Source organism: Leucobacter soli (assembly GCF_042659205.1).
In the GTDB taxonomy this organism is placed as follows: domain Bacteria; phylum Actinomycetota; class Actinomycetes; order Actinomycetales; family Microbacteriaceae; genus Leucobacter; species Leucobacter soli.
The window spans coordinates 1-1,163 of record NZ_JBHSRW010000393.1 but is presented as its reverse complement, the minus strand read 5'-3'; the positions used below and the strand labels follow the sequence as shown (position 1 = coordinate 1,163).

The window sequence follows — 1,163 nt, the reverse complement described above, 5'->3', positions numbered from 1 at the left end:
CCCGCGACGCCCGTCACGCCGAGCCCGACGGTCGCCGGGGTGTTCGGCATCGCCCGCACCACCGAGACGCGGTCGCCCACGATCGCCTCCATGCTCGCGATCGTGACGCCCGCGGCGACGCTCACGACGATCGCGCCGGGCTCCAGATCCTCGGCGATCTCGCGGAGCAGATCGTGGATCAGCCACGGCTTCACGCCGAGCACGACGAGCCCTGCGCCGCGCACGGCCTTTCGGTTCGCCTCGGGGTCCGACTCGGTCGCATGGGCGATCACGCCCTCGGCATCCGCGTAGCGCTCGGCACTGGCCGCCGACTTCGCGGTCACCGCGATCGGGCCGTCGACACGGACGCCCGGTGAGCGCAGCCCCGCGAGGATCGCGCCGCCCATCGATCCGACGCCCAGCATGGCGATGCGCGGCAGCGTCTCTGATTCATCCCTCGTACTCATGCGGACAAGCCTAGGATGGAATCATCACCGACGGAGAGGGAGCGGAGCACATGAGCGCGACCAGCGAGAACGTGGCGACGATCGAAGCGGCGCTGCTCGAGGGCGCCAGCATCCGGCGAGTGATCGATCTGCAGGTGGCGACCGCGGGGGCCGACCTGGTGGTCGGCGCGAAGGTGGACCTCGACGAGGAGCTCACCATGAAAGAGGTTTCGACGATTCTCGCGCAGGCGAAGCGGCGGGTGCAGACCGCGCTCCCGGCGGCGAGGATCGTCTACATCGAGCCCGACGTGTGGGTCGATCCCGATGCGGTGCCGCCGACGACGAGCAGCATCGTGATGCTCGGGCTCGACTGAATCGAACGATTCGAGCGGTAGGTTCGGACGACGCTTCTGACCACCGCTCTCAGCGGCGCGCGCGGAAGAACGCCTCCAGCAGCTCGGCGCTCGCCTCGGCGAGGACTCCGCCGATGACCTCGGGGACGGCGTGCGGCAGCCGGCCGTCGCGGAGCAGGTCGTAGACGCTTCCCGCCGCCCCGGCCTTCTCATCCCAGGCCCCGAACACGACCGTCGGCACCCGCGCGGCGAGGATCGCCCCGGCGCACATGGCGCAGGGTTCGAGGGTGACCACGAGGGTGCAGCCGGCGAGCACGCGATCGCCGAGCTCAGCGGCGGCCTCCCGCAGCGCGAGCACTTCGGCGTGGGCGGTGGGATCCGGCAT

Annotated in this window: 3 protein-coding genes; 1 reads left to right on the top strand and 2 read right to left on the bottom strand. The window is 70.9% G+C overall.

What is annotated here, in order from left to right; translation table 11 throughout:
• A partial coding sequence (locus ACFPZL_RS13470) for a pyrroline-5-carboxylate reductase family protein (protein ID WP_382335889.1) occupies positions 1–446 on the bottom strand: 446 nt, incomplete at its 3' end.
• Positions 447–496: 50 nt separating this feature from the next.
• Here ACFPZL_RS13470 and ACFPZL_RS13465 point away from each other — a divergent pair.
• Positions 497–799 (top strand): cation transporter dimerization domain-containing protein, encoded by a 303-nt coding sequence (locus tag ACFPZL_RS13465; protein ID WP_218115320.1) that lies wholly within the window; start codon positions 497–499, stop codon positions 797–799.
• Between the two features lie 49 nt (positions 800–848).
• Here the strand turns inward: ACFPZL_RS13465 and ACFPZL_RS13460 are convergent.
• Positions 849–1,163: nucleoside deaminase (locus ACFPZL_RS13460; protein WP_382335886.1), on the bottom strand; the 315-nt coding region annotated here is incomplete at its 5' end.